22 protein-coding genes are annotated in these 21,538 nt (G+C 55.5%); all 22 read left to right on the top strand.

The features are described 5' to 3' along the window. The first annotated feature begins 458 nt into the window (after positions 1-458). Genes pilL2 through LNA76_RS04515 form a run of 22 tightly spaced genes read left to right on the top strand, consistent with a single transcriptional unit; the run spans position 459 to position 21,459 of the window. Positions 459-1,013: a PFGI-1 class ICE element type IV pilus protein PilL2 gene (pilL2, locus tag LNA76_RS04620; RefSeq protein WP_086060454.1), complete on the top strand. Its 555-nt coding sequence runs from the start codon at positions 459-461 to the stop codon at positions 1,011-1,013. Then, on the top strand, positions 1,010-2,269 hold the full coding sequence (locus LNA76_RS04615; RefSeq protein ID WP_230018142.1) for a hypothetical protein: 1,260 nt from the start codon (positions 1,010-1,012) through the stop codon (positions 2,267-2,269). Before pilL2 ends, LNA76_RS04615 begins: the two co-directional genes overlap by 4 nt. Continuing rightward, a complete protein-coding gene (locus LNA76_RS04610) occupies positions 2,269-2,841 on the top strand; it encodes a hypothetical protein (RefSeq protein WP_230018141.1) in 573 nt (190 codons plus the stop codon). The genes LNA76_RS04615 and LNA76_RS04610 overlap by 1 nt, the downstream gene beginning before the upstream one ends. A gap of 11 nt (positions 2,842-2,852) precedes the next feature. Beyond that, entirely contained in the window at positions 2,853-3,644 is a 792-nt protein-coding gene (locus LNA76_RS04605; RefSeq protein WP_230018140.1) for a transglycosylase SLT domain-containing protein, read from the top strand. Beyond that, positions 3,634-4,185 (top strand): PFL_4695 family integrating conjugative element protein, encoded by a 552-nt coding sequence (locus LNA76_RS04600; RefSeq protein ID WP_230018139.1) that lies wholly within the window; start codon positions 3,634-3,636, stop codon positions 4,183-4,185. Before LNA76_RS04605 ends, LNA76_RS04600 begins: the two co-directional genes overlap by 11 nt. After that, the gene (traD, locus tag LNA76_RS04595) at positions 4,175-6,439 is read left to right on the top strand and encodes a type IV conjugative transfer system coupling protein TraD (RefSeq protein WP_230018138.1); all 2,265 of its coding nucleotides are present in this window, start codon (positions 4,175-4,177) and stop codon (positions 6,437-6,439) included. Before LNA76_RS04600 ends, traD begins: the two co-directional genes overlap by 11 nt. Beyond that, positions 6,436-7,218 carry a TIGR03747 family integrating conjugative element membrane protein gene (locus LNA76_RS04590; RefSeq protein ID WP_230018135.1) on the top strand — a complete coding sequence of 261 codons (783 nt, stop codon included), beginning with the start codon at positions 6,436-6,438 and terminating at the stop codon, positions 7,216-7,218. Before traD ends, LNA76_RS04590 begins: the two co-directional genes overlap by 4 nt. Positions 7,219-7,227: 9 nt before the next feature. Continuing rightward, complete coding sequence (locus LNA76_RS04585) at positions 7,228-7,524, top strand: hypothetical protein (RefSeq protein ID WP_123049349.1); 297 nt, start codon at positions 7,228-7,230, stop codon at positions 7,522-7,524. 58 nt (positions 7,525-7,582) lie between these two features. Beyond that, complete coding sequence (locus tag LNA76_RS04580) at positions 7,583-7,918, top strand: integrative conjugative element protein, RAQPRD family (protein ID WP_230018133.1); 336 nt, start codon at positions 7,583-7,585, stop codon at positions 7,916-7,918. A gap of 28 nt (positions 7,919-7,946) precedes the next feature. Next, a complete protein-coding gene (locus LNA76_RS04575; RefSeq protein WP_230018131.1) occupies positions 7,947-8,192 on the top strand; it encodes a TIGR03758 family integrating conjugative element protein in 246 nt (81 codons plus the stop codon). Positions 8,193-8,237: 45 nt separating this feature from the next. Continuing rightward, a complete protein-coding gene (locus LNA76_RS04570; protein WP_088452916.1) occupies positions 8,238-8,648 on the top strand; it encodes a DUF2976 domain-containing protein in 411 nt (136 codons plus the stop codon). Positions 8,649-8,663: 15 nt separating this feature from the next. Continuing rightward, positions 8,664-9,203, top strand: coding sequence for a TIGR03750 family conjugal transfer protein (locus LNA76_RS04565; RefSeq protein WP_221079562.1), 540 nt, complete (start codon positions 8,664-8,666; stop codon positions 9,201-9,203). Beyond that, positions 9,200-10,000: a PFL_4703 family integrating conjugative element protein gene (locus LNA76_RS04560; RefSeq protein ID WP_094196725.1), complete on the top strand. Its 801-nt coding sequence runs from the start codon at positions 9,200-9,202 to the stop codon at positions 9,998-10,000. Before LNA76_RS04565 ends, LNA76_RS04560 begins: the two co-directional genes overlap by 4 nt. An 11-nt stretch (positions 10,001-10,011) precedes the next feature. Continuing rightward, positions 10,012-11,172, top strand: coding sequence for a TIGR03749 family integrating conjugative element protein (locus LNA76_RS04555; RefSeq protein WP_230018128.1), 1,161 nt, complete (start codon positions 10,012-10,014; stop codon positions 11,170-11,172). 15 nt (positions 11,173-11,187) lie between these two features. Beyond that, positions 11,188-12,768 carry a TIGR03752 family integrating conjugative element protein gene (locus LNA76_RS04550; protein ID WP_230018126.1) on the top strand — a complete coding sequence of 527 codons (1,581 nt, stop codon included), beginning with the start codon at positions 11,188-11,190 and terminating at the stop codon, positions 12,766-12,768. After that, positions 12,755-13,264 (top strand): TIGR03751 family conjugal transfer lipoprotein, encoded by a 510-nt coding sequence (locus LNA76_RS04545; protein WP_230018124.1) that lies wholly within the window; start codon positions 12,755-12,757, stop codon positions 13,262-13,264. The genes LNA76_RS04550 and LNA76_RS04545 overlap by 14 nt, the downstream gene beginning before the upstream one ends. Next, entirely contained in the window at positions 13,254-16,175 is a 2,922-nt protein-coding gene (locus tag LNA76_RS04540) for a conjugative transfer ATPase (RefSeq protein ID WP_230018122.1), read from the top strand. The genes LNA76_RS04545 and LNA76_RS04540 overlap by 11 nt, the downstream gene beginning before the upstream one ends. Further along, the gene (locus LNA76_RS04535; protein WP_230018119.1) at positions 16,172-16,651 is read left to right on the top strand and encodes a TIGR03757 family integrating conjugative element protein; all 480 of its coding nucleotides are present in this window, start codon (positions 16,172-16,174) and stop codon (positions 16,649-16,651) included. The genes LNA76_RS04540 and LNA76_RS04535 overlap by 4 nt, the downstream gene beginning before the upstream one ends. Positions 16,652-16,660: 9 nt before the next feature. Then, on the top strand, positions 16,661-18,007 hold the full coding sequence (locus tag LNA76_RS04530; protein WP_230018117.1) for a TraU family protein: 1,347 nt from the start codon (positions 16,661-16,663) through the stop codon (positions 18,005-18,007). Positions 18,008-18,026: 19 nt separating this feature from the next. After that, positions 18,027-19,418 (top strand): integrating conjugative element protein, encoded by a 1,392-nt coding sequence (locus tag LNA76_RS04525; protein WP_230018115.1) that lies wholly within the window; start codon positions 18,027-18,029, stop codon positions 19,416-19,418. Next, positions 19,415-19,816, top strand: coding sequence for a hypothetical protein (locus LNA76_RS04520; RefSeq protein WP_230018112.1), 402 nt, complete (start codon positions 19,415-19,417; stop codon positions 19,814-19,816). Before LNA76_RS04525 ends, LNA76_RS04520 begins: the two co-directional genes overlap by 4 nt. 14 nt (positions 19,817-19,830) lie before the next feature. After that, positions 19,831-21,459 (top strand): conjugal transfer protein TraG N-terminal domain-containing protein, encoded by a 1,629-nt coding sequence (locus tag LNA76_RS04515; RefSeq protein ID WP_230018110.1) that lies wholly within the window; start codon positions 19,831-19,833, stop codon positions 21,457-21,459. Positions 21,460-21,538 lie beyond the last annotated feature (79 nt).

The raw sequence follows: 21,538 nt of genomic DNA, 5'->3' as shown, positions 1-21,538 counted from the left end.
GCACGCACCGTTAAGTTCTGATAAGTCACACCGTCCGCTATGCTGCCCGAGGCCATTTGCGGCGCTTCACCCAGCCCCTGGGTGAGGCGCTGCGTAACCCGTAAGCCCCCTTTTCCCCTACCTGTAAGGCCTTTCCCGTCGGCCACCGGATTTTTAGGTGGACGGCGGCCCTTTGGATAAGGCCCTTGCCCCGTAACAACCCTTTCCCAGTAGCGGATTGACGCCCCGGCAGTCCGTCAACACATTCTTGTTCTATTTGTATTGTGCAATACAGAGAATTCTAACTCGGATGCCCTTTCTTTACTTGTTCAAAAACGCATCAAGCAGGCCGCGCGGATAACGCACATAACTGTTTTCGTCAAGCTGAAACCCCGTGTTACGTGACCTCGGGTTAACGAGCGACACCTCGGGGGGCCTTTGCAACACTGAAAGCCATTCTCAATCGGATGGAGTACTTCATGAGCTGGACAGCTAGACTCGCTGTTGCCGCGCCACTGGCTGTTTTGGCGTTGCAGGCCCAAGCCCAGGTCGGGGATACCTACGACAACGGCACACAGGTGCGAATTGGACAATACAGCACACAAGCCAGCACACCAGGGCATAGCGTTTCTGATCCCCTGTCTGTGTTTGTGGCGCTGACCTACCCACGTCAAGACGTAGCCACCATTGATGGTGCGATTGAGTACACCCTCAAACGGACAGGTTGGCAGCTTGATCGCTCCAAGCTATCGCTAGAAGCCGCGCAGTTTCTTCGCTTACCCCTTCCAGAATCCCAGCGGTCGCTGGGAACGTATCGTGTGCGTGACGTCTTGAATGCACTCGTAGGCGAGACCTGGCGCTGGGATGAGGACCCCATCCGTCGCAGACTGTGGATCAGTCTAGCGGCACAGCCGACTCTGTCGGGCGTCGAGCTGACGCAAAATTGGCTCCAGGCCCAAACCTACCCCGTCACAGTTGACCCTAAAAAGCCGTGGTTGCCCCTGACCGAGCGCATCAGCGGGGTGCAGCCATGAACCAGCAAGATCAACAGTGGCAACAGCAACAAGATGATCAGCGTCGCCGGGAGCACGCCGAGCAGCTAGAACGTGAACGGATTGAAAGAATCAATCTAGAAGAAGCCATGGAGGCAGAAAGGCTTGAGCGCGACCCCCAGGAAAGAGCGGAACGTGAACAACGTGAGCGTGAGCACCAGTTAGAGCTTGAGCGCCAAGAAAAACTGGATCAACACGATCTCGACCACCGACGCGAACTCGAGGCTGCAAAGCAGGATAAAAACGGCTTTGTGCGAACACTCTGGCTCATTCTGTTCTCGCCCAAAGGCCAGACTGCGGGCGTTGAAAAACAGAACGTGGAACCCGTGATTTCGTCCGTAGTAGATCCTGTGAACGAGACGCAAAGCAATGAAACAGTCACCGATTTCTTTGCTGAACAAGACAATCAACCGCAACTTTCCAGCGTTTCGCCATCCCCGTTGGCATCTGCTGCGCATACCGATACTCCAACGTCCAAGAAAAAGACAGGCTATCCGTGGAAGCTAATCCTGGCGTTGATGCTTTTTGCTGTCCTGTTCTTGAGCTGGAAATACCTGTTTAACCAACCTGTGGTTGAGCAAACAGCCGCCCTGTCGGCAGAGGAGCCCTCACTGGCTGAAATCGAAGGCCAGGTCTCCCCTATAGAGGATGAGGAAAAGGGTGCCCCCTCCCCTGCTCCCGCCACCAGTGATCTAGGCAATGTAGAGAAAGCAGATGACATGCCGATAGACACGGCAGAGTCAACGGAACTTCGAGAGCTTTCCATTGATCTCGGGGAGTCGTTCCCATCGAACCTTGAAACAGCGCAAGCCTCGTACGCCGTTCAAGAAACACCAACGTTCGAGGTGCAAATCTCGTCCCTGCAACGTGATGTCAACGAAATCAGGCAGTTACTCAATGAGCTCTTGCATCAAAACGAGCAGTTGATAGCTCTGTCCACACCTGCGCCTGAACCAGAGGTGGTGCCAGTTGTTGAACCTGCCCCCGTTAAAAAGCCGGTCACACGTCGAGCCAAGGCCGCTCCGAAGCCAAGCGTTCGTCTGGTCTCAGTCGATATGTGGGATGGCAAACCTTCCGTTGTCGTCGCCAGTACACGCGCAGGCGACAACCAAACCTTAGTGATGCGGCCAGGTGACACCGTCAACGGCGTCACGCTGCAAAGCGCAAGCGCATCCGAGCGCAGCGCCTCTTTTCTTGTAAACGGAAAAACCACCAAGTTAACCGTGGAGGGCCAGTGATGCCGCGCCGTATGAAAATCAAAGCAGCAGTCGTCAGCCTGCCCCTGCTTTTCCCTGTGGTGGCCCATTCGCAAACCCAGGCCACCGCTCAGCAACGTACCGAAGAAGTCACCAATGCGACGCAGGCACAAGGGCGCAATCCGATCGCACTGGATGCCGTAGATCGCCTACGCGCCAATATTTGGGGCTTAACTGACGAAGAAATGTTGCGCGCCAAAACCTTGCTGGAAGGCCCCCGCAAAGCATTCTCAGTTGAAAACCTCTCGCCTATTGAAGCGCTCGGCATTCACGCGACCTCGGAAGCCGAGCGCCGTAAATATGCCGAAATGTTCGCCCGTGCCTTTCATGCCGACGTCGAGCGGTCGCTGGCATGGAACCGGGCGTTTACCGAAGCGATGGCCCGCCTCTATCCGAACGAACCGGTTGTCAATTTCAGCCAGATACCACCTGTTCCCGCAACGGTGGGTGCAGCTGACACCTTGAATGTGCCACGCACAGCCATTATTGAAACCCCCGCGCCAGGCTACACACCGCTAACACAGGGTGTTCCAGCTCAGGGGACTAACAAGTAATGGGGACCTCCATGCACCGCCGTCAGTTTCTTGGCGCCCTCACTGCACTGACTGCCAGTGGCGTCATGACACGCTCCTGGGCACTGACTGCGCCTGCGCAGTCAGTGCTGGCACAGCCAGAAGGCTTGGACCCGCAATGGTGGCCATATTGGTCGGATACGGCTGTGCGCATTGAACCTAGAATCACGCCCCAGGCGCAAATAGCCATTCCCGATGGGTATGTTCGACAGATGCCGCGCATTCGCACCCATCCAGATGCGCCCATCGTGACAGCCTCCCTGTTGCCTCCCCGTGCGTATGACTGGGCAGGACAGCGTTGGAACATTGACCCTTGGCTGCTCTACGGCGTGGCACTGCAAGAGTCGCAAATGAAGTTTGGCCAGCAGACACTGCCCTACCCCTGGACACTTTGCGTCAGAGGAGTAGGCAAGCGATATGGCTCCTATGAGGCCACCCTGCAAGCGCTACGCAAGTATGTAGATGTCAAAGGCATCCGCAATGTGGATTGTGGTGCGATGCAAGTGAACTGGGGCTATCACAACGACAAGCTCCAGAGCCTAGAGCGTGCTCTGGACCCCTATCCCAACCTCGACGTAGGCGCACAAATCTTGCGCAATCACTTCGACCGCCACGCTTCCTGGCGTCTGGCTGTGGCGCTCTACCACACGGGGTCCAGAAATACTCAAGAACGCGTCACTCGCGGTAATCGATACAGCCGTGGGGTATTCAATAAATTAGCAAAACTTGGGTTGGACACAACGGAGTTGGCTGCCTCGACTGGTTGGAGGCGATATGCGCCGTAATCTCGTTCTTGCCCTATGTACAGCGACTGTGCTGATTTCCAGCCAGTCCAACGCACAGACCTTGCCGATCACCACAGACGATTTGGTTCCTGCTGTTTCATATTACTCGGCCTTGATTTCAGGGGTGGATCAACCCGGTGTGGGTGCTGGTGCTCAGTTCCCACTGACGTCGACCTTGCTACAACCTGGGGTGCTCAAGCCATCGGCTGTTCCAGTATTCAACCCAAAATGGATGACCCAAACATTAGCCATTGTCGGTGACGACAAAGGCTCAAAAGAGTGGCTCAAGCTCCATTTGGAGCGTCTGCTTTCTTTGCAGGCCACCGTCATTGTGGTGTCCGCAGCCAGTGAAAAACGCTTTAAAGACATCCAGCGGCAAGCCAACGCCTTGCCCATCGTCCCTGACTCAGGCCACTGGTTACAGAATCGCCTTGCCGCAGCCCGTGTAACGGTCTACCCCGTGCTGATTGGCCTGGACGGTCAAGCGCGCCAGATCATCTTCTCAGAAGGGTTTGAACGAGGTGACGCGCATGAAAAATAACGCCGTCTTGGAAGCGTTACTGCGTCCGCCTGTCGAGATCTGGAGTGCGGCGACCGCCTGGTCCGTCACGGCCACGGCTGCCCTGGCACCTTGGGCACTGATGATGCCCCCTTCTTTGGGCTACGTTGCAGCCGCAGGGTCCGGGTACTTCGGCGGAGTCCGCTTTAAACAAGCAATGCGGATCAAGCGTTACCACCATCACCTGAAGTACTACAAGGTCACAAGAATTGCTCCTGCCAAAATCCCCGTGGCATCGGGAGAGTTTTACTTGGGCGAAGGGTTCGAGTGGTCGCAAGCGCACACGCAACGTAAACGTGAGGCCTTGCAACCGCAAGCCAAACGTTTTGTACGCCCATCGGCAAAAGAGCTGGCCCTCCGAAACCTGGGCGCAAAAGCCATCGAGCAGGCACAAGGTAAAGGCCCTGTTAAACCGATTGTTAGAGCCATTGCGAGAATTGCAGGTATTGATCATTGGCTCAACCCATTGCAGCCTCACCCAGACTTAGGTGGCTCACCCATCGTGCATGGCGTAGGCAGCATGGACGAAGCGCCCGTCAAGATTCGTCAATCTTCTCGCAATGGTCATATGTTGGTCATGGGCACAACCCGCGTGGGTAAAACCCGGATGTTAGAGATGATGGCCACCCAGGACATACATGCCGGACACGTCACCATCGTGATCGATCCCAAGGGGGATGCCGATCTGATGCTGCGTATGTATGCCGAATGCGCACGCGCAGGCCGCTTGGATCAGTTCTACATGTTCCATCTTGGTTATCCCGAGATCTCGGCCAGGTACAACGGCATTGGCAACTTCTCGCGTATCACCGAAGTGGCCACCCGTGCCACCAACGCCTTGCCCAGCAGCGGAAACTCCGCCGCTTTTAAAGAATTCTCCTGGCGTTTCACCAATATTGTGGCTCAGGCCCAGGTCGCACTGGGTCGCGTCCCGACCTATGAAGCCTTGCTCAAAGATGTGACCGGCATTGATGGTCTGTTCATGGACTATGCCCGCATGGTGTTTGCCCAGCAAGCCCGCCAAGGCCGCCTGATCGACTGGGAGGTAAGGCTGGCCAACCTTGAGCTTGCGCTGCAAGACCGGAAAACCGCCCCGCCAGTGCCACGGGCATTGGCGGATCGACAGCCCGAATTTGTAGCAATGTTTTTGCTCATCAAAGAGGCCAAGATCAACGATACAGTCCTCGCAGGCCTGGCAGCCGCCTTTAGCTATGAGCGTAGTTTCTACGAAAAGATCATCGCGTCCTTGGGACCATTCCTGGAGAAGTTGACCACCGGCGCAGTAGGCAAACTGATCTCTCCCGACTACTACGACCAAACCGATAAGCGACCAATTTTTGATTGGATGAGCGTCATCCGTCAGGGCGGCGTGGTCTATGTTGGCCTGGATGCACTGTCTGACTCGGTCGTGTCCTCGGCCGTGGGTAACTCCATGCTGGCCGACTTGGTCAGTGTCGGCGGAAAACTCTACAAGACCGGACTGGATCCCCATGCCCCAGACGGCAAAATCGTATTACCGACCATTTGTGCCCACTTTGACGAGGTCAATGAGATTGCAGGTCCTGAATTTGTGCCGATGGTAAACAAGCTGGGCGGCTCAGGGTTTCGTATCACGGCATACACACAGTCCGCTTTTGATATTGAGGCCAAAGTCGGGGACAAGGCCAAGGCGGGTCAGATCATGGATAACTTCAATCACCTGGTGATGCTGCGCGTGCGCAGTGTCACGACGGCTAAGCTGCTGACCGACCAGGTTCCCGAAGTTGAAGTCGTTCATCTAACTCCAATGTCAGGTGTCACAGACACCGCCGCCCAAGGCACCGGCGTGGACTTTATCAGTCGAAACGACGATATCTGGACCAAAACCAAGGTCCCCATGATTGAACCAGCCGATGTGCTGGAACTGCCGCAAGGCCAAGCCTTTGCCCTGCTTGAAGGCAACCGACGCTTCAAAATCCGTATCCCGTTGGCTGATGCACGCAATGACGAGTTCGTACCCGAGTCATTGCAAAAAATCGCCGCGCAAATGAAGGCCCGCTACCGAACTTCCGAGCAATGGGCCAGTGAAACCGACTGGTTCACTGAAAATTGGCTCAATAGCCAACCTATCGCAGAGGGCACCAGCATGATCGCCACTGATCTAGCAGTGCAAGATCCTGACCCCGATGACGACGATCAAAGCAGCAGCGCGATAAGCACAGACACCATGGGCCTGATCACAAGGGGGCACGGATGAGTAGCAGCTCGACCAATCGCCCTGTAAAGCCCACCACTCGCGGCCCTATTTTGATGACCTTTGAGATGGTCATGGGTTTGCTGATGGTCTCTATCTCAGCGTGTGTGCTGGGCTTGCTTATTGAGCTGGTTGGCATTCATACGATCTGGAAAGACCAAGGCACAGGCCATGCTCGCTCCATCGTTGAACAAGATCTGAGCTACATCGAGGCAGCGCCAAAGAGCCTGATTATTCCCAATACCGTGGCCTTCTCAAACAGGATGCTCAGCTATATCTCCTGGCCTTACGAGAAATTCGGAATTTTGCAGTGGTATGCCGATAGTCACGACCCTGTCTTGACTCGTCAACGCGCACTGCGCAGAGCACAAGAGTCAGCGGCAAATGGCAACAGCCTCTCATCCAGGCTCAAAACGATAGGCGCTGATGCCAGCCAATTTATCAGCACGGTGCTCGTGCTTTCCATGTACGTCGCCATGGACGTGGCGCTTCGACTATCGATTGCTCTTTACGCACTACCGGCCTTCGTTCTTGCGTGCCTGGTCGGTGCCGTCGATGGCTTGGTGCGGCGTGACCTGCGCCGCTGGAGCGGCGGGCGCGAGTCTTCCTTCGTGTACCACCACGCCAAGCGATACACCACCTGGGCGCTAACTGGCGGATTCGGACTGTATTTGACTTGGCCCTTCGGGGGTTTCAACCCCGCTTACATGGTTCTGATTTTCACCGCGCTGGTGGCAGCAACGCTCAGCACCACCGTTGCTGCACTCAAGAAATATATGTGAGGACAAGGGATGACGCATAACCATTTCAATGAAATTGCATGGCGCGGTGTGTGTGAACAGTGTGCGCAGCACGCTGCTCGGCGTTCAGGCCTGTCAGAAACGATCTTCAACAGAGAATTGGCCGCCGCTCTGGGTCCGCAGTTGCAGCAGATCAGTGAGCCGCACCGTGAACATGCGACCAAGATCGCCCGTGAGTACGGCCACCTGACAGAAAAGGAGCTGAAAGAAGACGATCAGTGGAACGCCGATCACGGCTATTGCGACCATGGCATCGAGTTGGGCTGCTGCCCACGCGGTTGCGAATGAGAGCAGCCATGACACACACCCAAATTACGCCTGAATCAGAGAACGGGAGAAAACATTCATGAATACAAAAACACCTGAAACCGTGCTGTTGGGAACGGGGCGCATGGCGCGTCGGGCCTGGGCCATTGCACTGCTATTGGTAGCGATTAGTGCGCGCGCCGGAGATACGGAAAGCGAACGCGAGAATTTGGCACGAATAGAGAACGAGCTGGCCGTTGTGCAACAAATGGTGGCCGCAGCCTCTCGTGATGCACCGCCGTCCCAGCGCGTCAATTTTCGCTACGAATGGCTGATCAATGACCTGGACGTGATGCGTCGGGGCATTCAACAACACCTCAATGCCCCCATGCAGCCGCGCCCTGTCGAGCCACTGCGCGGCGACTACCGCCAATAACGCGACATAAGGAGATCACCTTATGGGCATGAACCAGGCACAGCTGGGTTCGAGCATGAGAGAAGCCTTTGCAGCAGGCTCGGGTGTTGACCCAAACGCCATGAAGGTCGTGCTGACGATCATCACGGTTGCGATTGTGGTTCTGTTCTTTGCCTGGCTAGTGATGACCGCCCTGGATAACTACCGGGAGGGCCAACTCAAGCAGGAAGAGGTGGTCTGGGCCTGCGTCAAATTAGTTGTGCTGTTGTCCTTAATCCTGTGGGTGTTGGTTTGACGCTCACAGGACTTCTTAACACATCAAACCATACGGAGTTTAGCTATGACCACACTGAACGCTCTGTTGGCGGCACCCCGAGCGGGGTGGCAAAAAGCCAAGCGTCACTTTACGCAAGCCGCTTTGATCCCTGCTGTAGCGTTACTTTCGTCACCTGCCATGGCAGCTTTGCCCACGATGCCTACACCGGGATCTGGCATTGACGGGGCTCAAGTTGCTGACGGCGATTGGCTTGGAGCGATGGGTGCTTACTGGAAACAGGGCATCACGATTCTGGCCATGATCTTTGTTGGCTACTTTTTCCTCAAAGTCGTTATGGGTGCGATCACAAAGTGGAACCAATACACCCGTGGTCAAGCTGATATCAGTGACCTGAAAGAGTACGTGATTACTGGTGGCGTGTTGGCCATTGCACTCGTTGCCATGGCAACGTATGCCATCGCCACGCTCGGGTAAAGGGGAAATGTCGCTATGGCTCGCAAACCCTCTGCCCCACATCTTGAACAGCTGGATGAGCAAGTTACCCAGGGCATCGCAACGCCGATAACCGATCGCGTGAATGTTCAGCCAGCCATTCTGAACGGTATGACGGTCGATGAAGCACAAATCATCGGTCTGATCTCCGTGGTGGTGTGTCTGCTGGTGGGCTTGGTACTGCTTGCCATAACCGGCTTTTGGCAAACACTGCTGGCCATCATGCTATTTGGGCCATTAGTCATTTTGTGGTTTGCCTCTAAATACCTGGCTGGCCTCAAACGCAACCGTCCTGACGGCTATTACAACCAGGCTATGCACCACTGGATGGCCTCTCGTGGGTGGGTGAAAGCCAAATTCATCCGCCACAACGGGTATTGGAGCTTGGGCCGGACCTTGCCTTTTAGCTTGTCCACTTCGTTCAACCCTAAACCGTCCCGTCAGAAAGCTGTCTCTACGGGCGAAACGGCCATCCCCTCTTCTTGTGCTGCTCATGGTGTGACACCGATAGCGGATAAAGCGAGCAACAACGTATGAGTTCAAAATATTTAAACGCCCTGGCCACGGTTCAGGCGACAAACAAAAGACTTGGCGCACTTGTTTTAGTTGTCGCCGCCCTAGGCGCTGTGGGTATGTACTTTGCTGCCCGCACACCACATCGAATTGACGTCAATCTGCACCCCAACATTCAAGGTGGGGACGTGGTCACCGTAACCGACGGCCAGTCGCCTGTCCCTGACGTCAATGTGTATGGCTTTGCCTACTACATCTGGCAGCAGGTCAACCGCTGGCAGGCTGATGGATACAAAGACTACGGCAAGCAGATTTACTACTACCAGGCGTATATCACCCCGTCTTGTCGAGCTCAGTTAGAGAACGACATGAACACACGGGACAGAGCCGGTGAGCTGCGTTCGCGTACACGAATCATGACCGAAATCCCTGGGTTTGGATTCTCACCAAGACGGGTGATCTCACACGGTACCAATAGCTGGACCGTACTGCTCGACATGCAATTGCAAGAGACATTTCGTGGCCAGCAAATCAAAGACATCTACATCCGGTATCCGATGCGTGTCGTGAAATATGACGTCGACCCCGAGAAGAACCCTTGGAAACTGGCCATTGACTGCTATGGCAACAACCGCCCTGCCCGCCTGAACCCTGACGAAGTCGCCGCCGTTCAAAAGAACAATCAGAGTCCTGACCTACCCTCTGAATCAGAGATCATCCCCGCGACGTTGCCAGGCACCGTCAGCGACCCGGCCACGAATGTCACCGATCCGGCTCCGACACCTATCCAAGTGCGCCCCGCCCAACCTCAAAGCGAGTGAGATTGTTATCCATGAAAGCCATTCTTAGCATTCGCAAAACAGCTCTGGCCTGCGCTCTTTTGGGACTGGCCCAGTACGCACAGGCGCAAGTGCGAGACTTGGGGCCAAACTTGGAGAGCGTGCCAGCTGATCTCATTGCCCCCGATCCTGGCAGCACAAACCCACCTGCCAATGTGGCCCCCACTACAACCGCAATTGGGAATAATCCGCCCGACCTGGGAGAGATCCCCGATCTCGGCAGCCCATCATCGAACACTGAGTATCAGTACTCTGGCAGCAATGCGATGAGTCGCCAGCCTATGCCGCTCAGTGCCGTGGATGCTGCAATTCAGCAGGCAGTAGAAAACCAAGACGAAACAGGCAAAACCATCCGCAAGCCACCGCAGAACAAGCCCCATGGTGTCGAGCGGGCCGTGTTTGATCGTGCGCCTGTGCGCGCCCCGCTTCCCGTGGGTATTGAACGCATGATCACTTTGCCGGCGCCTGCCGCCCTGCATGTGCCCTCGGATATGTCCAAGATTGCCCGAATCGAAGTCATTGATCGCACGATGTACATCACGGCGCTGCAGCAGTTCACACCCGTGCGAATCATTGCCGAACTCATTGATTCCGGGCAGCAAATTCCCTTCGATCTGCTTGCCGACAGCACGACAGCCAGTGCCCGTAGCGAACTTCAGGTTTTTGTCGTGGCCTCCTCATCGCCTGGTGCAGGAAAAAGCGACGGTGATGGCCCCGCCTCCCAAGCGGCTGCGCAAGCGACCAGCATGGCCAATGCACACACATTGAGCCAGCAAATGGCGGAATCAGCTCCCACGGACATGGTCCAGCTCACTCGCTACGCCGCACGCCAACTGTATGCCCCGAAGCGGCTGGCCACGCCATTCTCGGGTGTACAGCAGGTTGAAGTCACTGCGGAGCCAATTGCTGACCTAATTCGCGGCGTCAATGTTGTATCCACCCCCGTCGGTCAGTGGCGTTCTGGCCAGCTCTACGTGACAGCCGTCCTCATCAAGAACCGCTCACACCAGCCCTTGGAAATTCCACTGGAACAAGTGCGCGGGCAATGGATTGCAGCAACCGCGCAGCATGGACGAATTGGTTCAGCCGGTTCCGAGACGGACACCACCGCCATTTATTTGGTGTGCCAGCGCCGATTTGAAGCCTGCCGCTAATAAAGGAACAACAGTATGAGCAGCACGTCTAGCAACAAACTGATCCCCATCCTCGGTGGTGTCGCCGTCCTGATCGTCAGCGTGGTGATATACAAGCAGTTTTCAGGTTCAGGATCCTCTCAAGACCCGGTACTTACCTCCATTCCGACACCTGAAAGTGCCACACTGCCCACAGCGCAAGGAGCGGACAACGACAACGCCGCTGAAACCTTGCGCACCGTCACCGCCAGCAATGAACAATTGCGGCGTGATGTGGCACGCGTGATTGAAATGAACAATCAACTCATCGCTGAAAATAAGCGCATGGGCGGTGCTAATGCTACGGTCTCGCGTCGCATCGAACAAGAGCAGCGCGACACGCTCAATCTTGACGGCCCCCGTACGGACTCGATCGACCCAAGCGGCGACGAATCTGAGGCAAAGAGCGCGGTTAACCTCACCTTACAGCGCGGCTCCGAAGCAGTCGACACGTTTTCACGCGCCTTTCAAATGGGCATGTCGCCAGCCCGTTCTGAAACGGAAGCGGCCAATCGAGCGGCCCAGGCTAGAACGACTCCGCTGCGGCCTCAACAATCAACGCCCATGGGAACACAAGCGGCCACGGCAACGGTTGCCTCATCCGGTCCGTACCGTGTGTTGCCTCCCATGGGATACAGCGCGGTAACGGAGTCTGAACGTGGCCGCAATGGCAATGACGGTCCCGCCATAACGCGCTACATCCGTACCAGTGGTAACCAAGCCTACACGAATAGTTCAATTGGCTCTCTGACCTCATCAAGTGCGGCACAGACCCGGTCGGCACCGCAAGCCGCCAAACCTGAACCGATTCCGTACTTCACCGTGCCCGAGAATGCAACGCTGGTCGGCGCGGTTTCGATGACTAGCCTCATCGGTCGAGTGCCCATCGATGGTCGCGTCACGGACCCCATGCAATTCAAAGCAATTGTTGGGCGCGACAACCTGGCGGCCAATGGCTTTGAGTTACCGGCCGACATTGAAGGGATGATCGTGACGGGTGTGGCAATTGGCGATATGGCGCTGTCGTGCTCAGAAGGGAAAGTGCGCTCCGTCACCTTTGTCTTTAATGACGGCACGGTTCGCACCATCTCTGAACGCTCAAAAGGCGGGGGGAATGCCAACGTCAATGGCGGCGGCAGCACCCAGGACCTGGGCTACATCTCTGACGTACACGGCAACCCCTGCATTCCCGGCAAGTTCGTCACCAATGCCCCGGCCTATCTGGCCGACCTGGCTATGCTCAAGGGCCTGGATGTTGCCGCACAGGCCTACTCCGATGCCCAGCGCACCGTCTCCAACAATTTGGGCACAGGCAATACCACCTCTCAAATCACCGGCTCACGCAGTGGCTACGCCATGGGGCAAGCGGCCTCTGGCGCAACCAATGAGATCGTCGCCTGGATGACCTCCCGTTTGAAAAATAGCTTCGATGCCGTTGTTACCCCGGCGGGCAAGCAAATAGTCATTCACCTGGATAAAGAACTGCAAATTGACAAGATGCCCAACGCCCGAAAGCTGGTGTACCGCCAGCAAGGGACTCAGCAGCTTTCTCGTGGAGCACATTATGGTTTGGAATAAAACTGCCCAACGCTTGGCGCTGGCTCTGTTCACCACTGTGATGGCAAGCGGTTGTACCGTGATGATGGATCGCGAGTCCCCGCTCAACGAAGTCACCAAAGACTCGCCAACCGTCCTGGACGTCTACCGGGGCACCGACTATCGAAACGAAGCGACTCGTCAGTCGCGCATCACCCCCCAGGAACGGATGCGAGAACGCACCCAAGCCAGACCGGTCAATGCGGGCGATGAGTTGACCCAGCGCTATTGGTCCGCCGTCGAACCGATGAACCAGCGATTCGCCCGTCTGCCCAATCCTGACCTGGTGATGGTGGTGTTTCCCCACTTGGCCAAGGGCCAATATCCCGTGCCAGGTTATGTGACCGTCTTCCCGATGTACGACCAAACACAGTACGCGCTGCCCGGTGAAGTCACCCAGGACTTACTGCAATGGAGACGTGACTACTTTTCTGCGAAACCACGCCCTAAGAAGAAGGGAGCCGCAGATGATCGCTAATGTGGCCAGTCTATTCGGACTCAAGCGTCAAAGCGCAACACAGCCAAGTGGTAAGCGTTCACCACCGAGCACGATCAAGGCCCCCTCTCCAGGGCAGACCGTGGCGGATCGTCGACGCATGGCTCTGCGACCGCCATCCTTTACCGACATGCTGCCCTATATCAGCTATGCCCCCGATGAGCGCATTTTTGTGCTGCGCGATGGTAATACGCTCGGTGCATTATTTGAACTCTCACCCATTGCAACAGAGGCTATGCCCATTGAGATTCTGGAAGAACACGCCCAGAAGATTCAGGAGGCATTGCAAGCCATGCCGTCCGTCAATGGAGCGCCGTGGGTCGTTCAGTTTTTTGTGAATGATGACCGTAACCTGGATCATCTTAATGACACTTTTCGCGACTATATCCTGGAGCAACACAAGGACGATGGCCTGGGCCAGGAGATCCTGAACTCGCCGTTTACCCAGGCGGTATTGGATGAAGTGCGCTCGCACCTGTCGAACGTCTCGCAACCCAATGGCCTATTCACCGATACGCTTGTCACCGGTCAAGTCTGGCGCGGGCAAATCCGCCGGGTTCGTTGTTGCCTGTATCGTCGATTTGGCGGTGCAGCCGATGATCCACAAACGCCGGTGCAACAAATCGAGTCGGTGGCTAACACCATCATGGCCACGTTTTCCGAGGCCGGTGTGGCCGTTCGCCGCTGTACCGGCAAAGACCTCTATGAGTGGTTACTGCCGTTTTTTAATCGTGATTTGCCTTGGGCACCCGGCACGCAAATGATGCGTGAATTACCCTACCCCGGCGACACCCCGTTGACCAATGACGAGGATACGCCCATTTTTGGATGGGACTTGTCTGAGCTATTGAGCATCAATGAGCCCCGTTCGGACCTGGAACAGGGATTGTTTGAGTTCGATGGCGTACCCGTTAAGGCGTTGACCCTGCAAAATATGCGCAAGCAGCCTGAGATTGGCCATTTCACGGCGGAGCTGGCCAACGGTAAAGAGCGATTTGCACGGTTTGACCGTCTACCTCCTGGCTCGATGCTATCGGTCTCGATCACCATTGCACCGCAACACGTCGTAGAGTCACAAATTGAGCGGATCCGGGATGCCTCACGCGCTAAGACGGCGCAGGCCATTGAAACCTACCGGGAGTGCTCCAACGTTTTGAATGAGATAGTTCGGGGCAACCACCTATTTCCAATGATGGTGACCCTGTACGCGACCGCCACCAGTACGGATGAACTCGATAGCAACATCAACACAATTAATGCGCTGTTGATCCCATCGGGCCTGAAGTTCATCAGTAATCAGCATGACCTGGTCCCGCTGGACACCTTCATGCGGGCGCTGCCTTTTAACTATGACCCCGCCTTCGATAACCAGGTACTTCGTCGATCCCGCCTGACCTTCGCCTCCCATATTGCGCGTCTGTTGCCACTTTATGGCCGTGCCCGTGGCACACCTCACCCTGGCATGTGGTTCTGGAATCGCGGCGGGGAACCCTTATTTGTGGATCCGCTCAACAAACGAGACCGTAAAAAGAACGCACATATGTTGGTGCTGGGACCGACCGGGGCCGGTAAATCTGCCACCTTGAACTACATCGCCATGATGACGATGGCCATTCATCGGCCACGACTGGTGATTGTCGATGCAGGGAACTCCTTCGGCCTTTTGGTTGATTTTTTTAAAGACAGAGGGTTATCGACCTACAAAGTAGAACTTAACAGTAGTGCAAAAGTGTCATTGCCACCGTTCGTCCATGCGTATCAGCTACTTGATGATAGTGAGGTCATGGAGAGTTTTGTGGCTGCAGAGCAGCAGGCACGAAGCAACGCAGGCCTGCCCGATGACGAGCTACTCAATGCCCTGCTTGGCCAAGATGATGAACCGTCGACTGACGACGTGTCTTTTCATGAAACGTTCCAGGCCAGGGAAGAGGACGAAGAGCAGGACGACGAACTGGATAAAAGGGACTTACTTGGCGAGATGCTAATTGCTGCGATCCTGATGATCACAGGCGGTGAAGCGGACGAAGTCGCACGGATGAGTCGAGCCGATCGCTACCTGGTGTCACGGGCCATCATCATGGCGGCAATTAGCAGCAAAGAACGTGGAGCCAAGCACCCATTAACACAAGACGTGGCCCTGCAGCTCATGCACATGAATCAGGACCAGACCATGTCACCGGCGCGGCGTGCCCGCGCCGAAGAAATGGGGCAATCCATGATGACCTTTACACAGGCGCTGCGGGGCAAGTTATTTAATCGTGAGGGCCAAGACTGGCCGGACGTAGATGTAACCCTTGTAGAGATGGGTACGCTCACCCAAGACGGCTATGAAGATGCCTTGGCAGTTGCGTACACCAGTCTCATCGACTCAGTACAGTCCCGCGCCGAGTTAAACCAACACTCTGGTCGCCCGATGGTATTCCTAACGGATGAGGGTCACTTAATAACGACCAATGATCTACTTGGTCCCAAGATCGCCAAGGGCACCAAGATGTGGCGCAAATTCAATACCTGGTTCTGGCTTGCCACACAGAACGTGAAAGACTTTCCCAATTCTATGGCGCGTGTGCTCTCGATGTGTGAGTACTGGATGTTGTTGACCATGGACAAAGCGGAGATCGAGGAAGTGGAGCGGTTTCGCTCTTTCACCAACGAGCAACGAGCCATGATGGAGTCAGCTCAAAAAGAGCCACCGAAATACACGGAAGGGGTATTGATCTCAGCGACCGGACAGGTGCTCTTTCGAAACGTCCCCCCTGCTCTTCCCATTGCGCTGGCCATGACTGAGGGTCATGAGAAAGCACACCGCCGTCGCCTGATGGAAAAACATGGGGTCAACGAAATGGGGGCTGCTCAAATGGTGGCACAAGAGCTGGCGCGGAGCCGCTCATGACTAAGACACGCTCATTTTTCATCGCCGCCTCTCGTCTTAGCACTCGCATGGTGTTGCTGTCTGCGCTTTGCGCCGTTGTCACACCCTCGTTCGCGCAACAGCCTAGCCAGGATCTGTATGCCGGCGTCATGACTGTGGAGGTGTTTGCGAACACTGCCATGCCGGTTACCCCGACTACGTCTCCTTACTATGCTCTGTCTATCTATCGCTTGGACGCGATGAGCAATCTCGAAGCTCAGATGAATGAAGGAATGCCACAAGACGAAGCAGAAGCGCGTCTATGGGTGGCAAACAATGAGGCGCGGTTACGGCAAATGATCCAGCCTATGGTGGCCAGTGCCGTTAACGGCCTGGCACGCGCACAGCGTTATCAGATTGACCGCTTACCGGCGGTCGTCATCAACCAACGTTATGTGGTCTTTGGCTATGTCGACGTTGACCAGGCGCTTATGGCCTGGCGTGACAGCCAGAATTAAGGGGCGCTCATGTCAATCACTACTTTGCGCTTTAGGCACATGCTGGCGATTAGTTTGCTGGTGCTGGCCACAGTGCTACGGCCCGCTCCAGCGACCGCTGCAACGACCACAGCGGGCGTCGTCACCAACACGGTCGCAGCACTGCCCAGTTGCACGTCCTATCAGGTCAAAGGTATATGCGTCTGGCTGGTCTGCATTCCGCTCATTGGCTGCTTCATCCGAACTTCGGTTCGGGTTGCCCATTACGTGCCCGATGTCGTGATCAGCACTTATAACGATCCGCTGGCGCATCCATGGGCCGAGGTGGGTAAGCCGCTGGCCACAACGCTCTCCTCAGTGGGATCAGCCGTAGTCGGCGCCCCAATCGATGCCTCAGCAGGAACACAGCGTGAAGGCACCGAGGTGACGACCTATAAGAGTGCGGATGCCATCGGCAACCCGGCAGGCTTGATTGCCAGCATTGCCAGCGGCTACATCCCCAGTTTTGGCAGCTCATTCCAGTTTCCGGGCTATAGCGAATTGTTGGCCTTCACTCGCACAGAGCTGCCTCGTATCGCGCAGTCCTGGAGGCAAGTGCCTCAGCAACTGGGCAACGAGTTTATCGAAGCAGCCCGTGCCATGGCCAATGCACCAGCAGACATCATTTCCTCCGTCTCTGCATTTCCGGCAAAACTGGGTGAGTTGAGCTCATCGATTGGCAATTTAGGCAATGTCTTTGGTGGAAGCGTCAGCACCCAAGCCATTGGCCTGCACGGCGTCGATATGGTGGGTGCCGATCTTGGGCCAATCAGGGACATGGTGCAGATCGCTCAGCGCCTGGGTGCCTCCGGTGGGTTATCTGAGATGTTCTGCCCCGGCTCCGCATCCGCATTCAATTTGCACTTCCAGTCTGACATGGATGCCATGAGCTGGCGCGGATTCTGGCCACTGGAGATGCTCTACCCCCAATCATGGGTACCTGGTACAGGAGAAGTAAGCACCTCGCCACTTTCCACCACCTGGGGCCCTATCTACCCACGCAATGGCGAGCTGGTGCAGTCACACCCAGTCAAGGCCTCTGCAGTGTTGGCTACACGTGTAGGCAGCATTATCTCGCAATCGGCGCAGCCTCACATTTACAAGCGTCTGCAACCAGGCAGTGGCTACAAGTACTTCCCTACCTCCAAGCCTACTACCTGGCAAATGATCTACCCGAGCGCTCAGCGCTCCTGCATGACCTTTGGGGCCGATGACTCACTGAGCCTGGCCAGCTTTGGTGATTACAAGACCGATGGTGCCGATGGCTATATGTGGAATATGTGGAACCACTATGACTGCTGCCGCATCCGTGGTGAGTTTTTATACAGCATCCCTTAAGCGAAGGACGAGAATATCTATGCAACAACCACAACGCCCGTTCACACTGCGCTTGAAACCAGCCGCCATGATGCTGGCGCTTGCGTTGACCTCCATGAGCGTAATGCCCGACGCCTACGCGCAACCCGTACGCGGCTCTTCGCTGTATTACCGAATGGGAGGCGGCTCGCCTGGCGGCTCTGCCAATTATCGCGGCCAGGTCGCACACAACTTAGGCTTTGGAGGAAATGCTCGACTGAACTATTCATGTGGCAAGTTTGATATAGGCCTATCTTGGGCCAACATCATGAACAACCTCAACAACCTGGGCCAGACGGTGACTGGGGCGATTCAATCTGGTATCGCTGCCCTCCCCTTATACGTCTTGCAACGCGCGCAGCCAGGCCTGTATCAGATTTTCCAAAACTATTCGCAAAAAGTGGATCTCCTGCTTGGGGCCAGCTTGAAGTCGTGCGAAGAAATGGAGGCCATGGTCAAAGCGGGGCAGAACCCCTATGAAGATTGGATCAAGATGGCCAAAGGTGAAGGCTGGAAAATCAAGGCCTCTGCGCAAGGTGATATTTACCAGGCCAAAATCGACATTGAGAAGAATGAAGAGGCCAACAAAGCCGGTGTGCCATGGGTTTTTGGCCAGAATGCCGGGGGTGTAGGAGGCCGACCCATTGAGCCGGTGCGAGATCTCTCTGTGGCGGGCTATAACGCGACCCTCAACAAACCAATCACCGCATCGGAAACCACGGACTACAGTAATTCACCTGCCGAGAAAAACTCTCGCCTGGTTCGTGCGTTTAAATCGCCGGCAGAACTTGCCCAATGGACAACCGAAGTCCTTGGGGACCAGAAGGTCTATACCTGCGGGCAACATCACTGCCCCGCCCCAACCACGGTCGTGACCTCCAGCGGCCTGGGCCCCAAATATGAAGCTGAAGTCGATTTCGTCCAGCCTAAGCTAGAAGCAATGGCCAACCCATCGAACTCGGCCACGTATGCCGATCTCGCAGAAATTTCAGCTCCTGGCTTTGCCGTGTCTCCCCAGTTGCTTGACTCATTACGGGCGATGCCGCCTGACACCCGCAGCATCGCTGTAAACCGTATTGCTCAGGAAATGGCGATGCACCGGGTGATCAATAAAGCATTGGTGGCCCGTAGCGTGTTGATGACAGGTCTGACCTTACCGGAGGTGACGGCCGCAGGAGATGCCATCCAAAACACCCAGGCTTCGGTCGATCGCTTAAGTGGCTACATTGACGACTTGATGTATGAGGCTCGGATCCGCAAGGATCTGACGTCCCAGACGGCATTGTCGATCATCAACACCCAGTCCGCCATTGACACACAGTCACTGAACGTACCGGGTGGCAACCCTGTTGATCCTGCCCCAGCAGCGGGCGGACGGGTGCCTGGACTATGACACAAGTCTCTCTCACCAAAAAACGCAGCTGGCTGTGGCGAGCACTGATATGGCTCGCCATCGGTTTGGCCGGATTTCTCCTGCTCATTGGGCTGCTCGGCGCACTAGCGCAGTCGTTTATCGGACAGGAACATAAACTTCTGAGCCTTCTTGAGGGGACATCGTCAGTACGAGATATTGGAGCAATCGCGCAATGTCTGGCAGCACTACTCATTATTTGGCGCTGGCCAGCCGTCGTGCGCTGGCTTCAAGCCAGGCATATTGTTCAAGGATTCGAATATGACGCCGTGCTGGCCAGCCGCCGTAAGGTGGCTGCATTTGCCACGCTGTACTTAATCTTGATTCCGATTGGCCTTGACCGTATCTGGCGCTGGGCGGCAGCGCTCATTATGGCCTAGCTGGGGAATACGCCATGCAACTAGACAGTTACCTCGAACTCTTTACCACTTTCTACGGATGGGCTTTTGCCAATATCTTTGGCGAGATCGTGACCGGCACCGGCTTGGTCGTCATCCCTTTTCTGGTGGTAATCCTCAATGCCTGGCGCGAAGCTGGCCAGCGGGGAATGCAAGACATCGGCGTTATGGGTGTCATCAAAAGCGTACAGACGCAGCTCATCGTCATGCTGTTTGTGATGTCTGTTTGCTTTTTCACATCGCCCATCACAAGCCTAACGTATGCGCGCTTGTCGTACATGCCTCCTCCTTCGATTGACAACCCTAACCCTGTAGAGGCAACGCCTGGAGCCAGTGGCAGCACCTACGATACGGCGTTACGCGATGCTATTGATGGAAGCATGAGCCAGGCCAGCGGGCTGAGTAACGTACCCCTATGGTGGTATTCCATCATGTCCATCAGCTCTGGGATCAATAATGCCTTCCGCAATGGCATGAATAATTCGGGGTCTGATATGCGCGTTCTGGAAGACATGGCCAAGAATGCCACAATCGAAGACCCTGCCCTGCTGGGTGATGTGCAGCGCTTTTATAGCGAGTGCTTTATCCCCGCACGTAGTCAGTATTTGCGCAGCGATCGCAGCAGAATGAGTGCAACAGGCGCGTCAATCCTGGCAGAGTCCAATACCGACTATGGACCTACTGATGTGGATTGGATGGGCAGCCAGTTTTTCAGAACTGAGCCTGGGTATTACGCCTCCATGCGCAGCCGCGCTCCGGTCACTGGTTTTGCGATCGATTACTCCCGCGATACTGAATACTACGATCCATCAAGCGACGTGGATCCACAAGTCACCGGCGCCGTGAACCCAGAGTTTGGACGCCCAACCTGCAAGCAATGGTGGGAGGATCAGCTACGAGAAAAATTGATTGATGGAAGCCCTGGCGTACGAGCCTTTGCATCACGAGCGGCAGACATCCTCACGTTCACATCGTGGGATAAACAAAAAGATGAAGTGGCTCGTCTCGCATCAACCGCAGCCAATCCAGTCTTTGTCGATTTCGACCAAATGATGGGGACTCCCTATGACTCTGCCACGGTCGCGGGTCGAACAATAACGGGCGCAGGAAGCACGCTCGGTGTTGGTGGGGCTGCTTTCATGGCCAGCATGGCATGGATGCCCTTGGTGACGTCCTTACCTATGATCCAGGCCTTAGTCCTCATGGGGATCTACGCTTTTCTTCCCTTGGCCACCCTTGTCAGCGGCTTCAGTCTTCGCGTGTTGTTCTTAGGTGCCATGGCCATTCTCACGATCAAAATGTGGGCATCGATGTGGTACATCGCCACCTGGATCGACGGCCACCTCATCAACGCCATGTACCCCGGCGCCCTAGGGAATGCTTTTGTGCAAGAGGCTATGCAAGTAGCGAAAGGAGCTATTCCAGCAGGCTACAAACGAATGATTCTGAACACGATTTTACTGTCGTTGTATGTGGGTCTACCGATAATTTGGTCGTCAATGATGGCGTGGGCCGGGCTAAAAGTGGCGGGAGGTATCGATAAAATGGTAAGCGAGGGAGGAAACGGAGCAGCTAACTCGGGACGACTTCCATTAATAGGGAAAATTTTTGGTGGGAAGAAATAAACTCTGATTGTTTAATAAGACCAAGCAGACACACACAACGTACTTATAGTTCTGGGAAGCCGTTACGATCCCTAGAGCT

The sequence above is a fragment of the Alcaligenes sp. MMA genome (assembly GCF_020907215.1).
GTDB classification, from domain to species: Bacteria; Pseudomonadota; Gammaproteobacteria; order Burkholderiales; family Burkholderiaceae_B; genus Alcaligenes; species Alcaligenes aquatilis.
This window is presented reverse-complemented; position numbering and strand designations above follow the sequence as displayed.

Excerpts from the sequence above, each read along its gene's own strand:
- LNA76_RS04570 (WP_088452916.1), top strand. The coding sequence starts at position 8,238 with ATGACCACACTGAACGCTCTGTTGGCGGCACCCCGAGCGGGGTGGCAA.
- LNA76_RS04515 (WP_230018110.1), top strand. The coding sequence starts at position 19,831 with ATGCAACTAGACAGTTACCTCGAACTCTTTACCACTTTCTACGGATGG.
- LNA76_RS04610 (WP_230018141.1), top strand. The coding sequence starts at position 2,269 with ATGCCGCGCCGTATGAAAATCAAAGCAGCAGTCGTCAGCCTGCCCCTG.
- LNA76_RS04565 (WP_221079562.1), top strand. The coding sequence starts at position 8,664 with ATGGCTCGCAAACCCTCTGCCCCACATCTTGAACAGCTGGATGAGCAA.
- traD (WP_230018138.1), top strand. The coding sequence starts at position 4,175 with ATGAAAAATAACGCCGTCTTGGAAGCGTTACTGCGTCCGCCTGTCGAG.
- LNA76_RS04550 (WP_230018126.1), top strand. The coding sequence starts at position 11,188 with ATGAGCAGCACGTCTAGCAACAAACTGATCCCCATCCTCGGTGGTGTC.
- LNA76_RS04555 (WP_230018128.1), top strand. The coding sequence starts at position 10,012 with ATGAAAGCCATTCTTAGCATTCGCAAAACAGCTCTGGCCTGCGCTCTT.
- LNA76_RS04560 (WP_094196725.1), top strand. The coding sequence starts at position 9,200 with ATGAGTTCAAAATATTTAAACGCCCTGGCCACGGTTCAGGCGACAAAC.
- LNA76_RS04615 (WP_230018142.1), top strand. The coding sequence starts at position 1,010 with ATGAACCAGCAAGATCAACAGTGGCAACAGCAACAAGATGATCAGCGT.
- LNA76_RS04535 (WP_230018119.1), top strand. The coding sequence starts at position 16,172 with ATGACTAAGACACGCTCATTTTTCATCGCCGCCTCTCGTCTTAGCACT.
- LNA76_RS04545 (WP_230018124.1), top strand. The coding sequence starts at position 12,755 with ATGGTTTGGAATAAAACTGCCCAACGCTTGGCGCTGGCTCTGTTCACC.
- LNA76_RS04600 (WP_230018139.1), top strand. The coding sequence starts at position 3,634 with ATGCGCCGTAATCTCGTTCTTGCCCTATGTACAGCGACTGTGCTGATT.
- LNA76_RS04605 (WP_230018140.1), top strand. The coding sequence starts at position 2,853 with ATGCACCGCCGTCAGTTTCTTGGCGCCCTCACTGCACTGACTGCCAGT.
- LNA76_RS04520 (WP_230018112.1), top strand. The coding sequence starts at position 19,415 with ATGACACAAGTCTCTCTCACCAAAAAACGCAGCTGGCTGTGGCGAGCA.
- LNA76_RS04525 (WP_230018115.1), top strand. The coding sequence starts at position 18,027 with ATGCAACAACCACAACGCCCGTTCACACTGCGCTTGAAACCAGCCGCC.
- LNA76_RS04540 (WP_230018122.1), top strand. The coding sequence starts at position 13,254 with ATGATCGCTAATGTGGCCAGTCTATTCGGACTCAAGCGTCAAAGCGCA.
- LNA76_RS04580 (WP_230018133.1), top strand. The coding sequence starts at position 7,583 with ATGAATACAAAAACACCTGAAACCGTGCTGTTGGGAACGGGGCGCATG.
- LNA76_RS04530 (WP_230018117.1), top strand. The coding sequence starts at position 16,661 with ATGTCAATCACTACTTTGCGCTTTAGGCACATGCTGGCGATTAGTTTG.
- LNA76_RS04590 (WP_230018135.1), top strand. The coding sequence starts at position 6,436 with ATGAGTAGCAGCTCGACCAATCGCCCTGTAAAGCCCACCACTCGCGGC.
- LNA76_RS04585 (WP_123049349.1), top strand. The coding sequence starts at position 7,228 with ATGACGCATAACCATTTCAATGAAATTGCATGGCGCGGTGTGTGTGAA.
- pilL2 (WP_086060454.1), top strand. The coding sequence starts at position 459 with ATGAGCTGGACAGCTAGACTCGCTGTTGCCGCGCCACTGGCTGTTTTG.
- LNA76_RS04575 (WP_230018131.1), top strand. The coding sequence starts at position 7,947 with ATGAACCAGGCACAGCTGGGTTCGAGCATGAGAGAAGCCTTTGCAGCA.